This window comes from Streptomyces sp. NPDC005899, from assembly GCF_040629645.1.
Taxonomy (GTDB): Bacteria; Actinomycetota; Actinomycetes; order Streptomycetales; family Streptomycetaceae; genus Streptomyces.
In genome coordinates this window covers 1-1,479 of the sequence record NZ_JBEXWB010000675.1, presented here as the reverse complement: position 1 = coordinate 1,479, position 1,479 = coordinate 1, and the positions used below count along the sequence as shown (strand labels likewise).

The window sequence follows — 1,479 nt, the reverse complement described above, 5'->3', positions numbered from 1 at the left end:
CCTTGGGGAAGGCGACCCAGGGGTGGTGAGCGTGGCACAGGACAACGTTCTCGACTTCGCGGCCGACGACCGTTGCGGTGTGGAAGGTCCGGGGGTACTCCCGTTCCTCCACCTCGCCTACTTCGCCTCCAGCGACGCGCGCAGCGGCATACAGAGCGGTGCGGAACGCCTTCAGTTCAGTCTCGGGAAGCGGACCGTCCTTCGGCCGGTAGAAACCTGTCGCTCGCCGCGGCAGCGTGCAGCTGTCGTTCCCCTCGTTGACCATGCCGCTTATTCTGCCTGCTGGAAGGCATATCAGTGATCAGAGGTCTTGAGCTGCCGGTTCATGCTGCGCGTCGCGGTTTGGTCCCCACCTTGTGATGTGCGGGGCGGGCATACGCCTCGCCGGTGGCGAGGACTCTGCCCACGCCGTGACGGGTGGCCGGGCGGCGGTTCTTCGAGCCGGGTGGCCGGCCAGGGCCGGGACGGGATGGTTTCGGTGCACCGGCGGGTGAGCCGGTCTTCGCGTGCAGGTTCCTGAACCCTCTGCGGACGCGGGAGGGGGTCAGTTTGTTCGGCTCGGTCGGCTTCTCCCAGGGCCTGCGGAGGTCGGTGGCCAGGGGGCGGGCGAGCCGGAGCTGGGCATAGGCGGCGACGACGAGCCAGGTCCACCGGTCGGCCGCTTCCGAGCTGCGGAGCCGGGGCTTGGTCCACCCGAGGGTCTGCTTGAACAGGCGAAATGTGTGCTCGATGTCGAAGCGGCGTAGGAAGGACTGCCAGCAGCGGTCGACGTCCGCCTCCGTGGCACCGGTGCCCGACCACCACAGCCAGACCGGCTTGTTGACCCCGCCGCTGGGCAGCTTCTGAACGACCAGGCGGATCACTGTGCCCTCGATGAGGGGCAGCGGCCCGTCGTGGTCGAGCCATGCGGCCCGGCGGGTCAGCCGCGGGTGCAGCCGGTCCCACGCCTGCGCGGTCGCCTTCCCGTAGAGCCTGGTGTCCGTGCTCGTCACGGCCTGCTCGGCGCCCCAGGTTGCGGGATCGCCGAAGACGAATTCGCCGCCGTGCTTGGGCGGCCGGCCGCCCTTGAGGTTGGCCAGGTGGAACTCTTCACGGGAGGGCGTCGGGCGTCGCATTACGCGATCGGACCGGAGCCGGCCGAGGATCTCGACGGGCAGGCCGTCCAGCAGATGGGCGATGCGAGGGGCGTCGTATCCGGCGTCCAGCACGACCAGGACCTCCGGGTCACCCGGCTTCCACTGGCCGGCAGCGACGAGCCGCTCGACGACCTCACGGATCTGCACGGTGGTCACCACGGCGACATCGGCGCCGGGCTCCAAGCGGACCGCATCCAACACCGCCGTCCAGGACGTGCGGCCGGTCTCCAGGGCGGCCACCACCGAGTACGGCCAGCCGGGCACCATCTGATGCTTACCTTCACCTCGGCCAAAGGTGTGACAAAAAGCCCGGTCAGCACACGTGTTAGCGTCCGGTCGCAGC

Annotated in this window: 1 protein-coding gene and 1 pseudogene; both read right to left on the bottom strand. The window is 69.3% G+C overall.

Annotation, left to right across the window (positions count from 1 at the left end; genetic code table 11):
* Window positions 1-265: pseudogene (locus tag ABZ371_RS32585) on the bottom strand (hypothetical protein); the annotation flags it as partial.
* Between the two features lie 58 nt (window positions 266-323).
* On the bottom strand, window positions 324-1,479 hold a 1,156-nt coding region (locus tag ABZ371_RS32580; RefSeq protein WP_358686544.1), incomplete at its 5' end, for an NF041680 family putative transposase.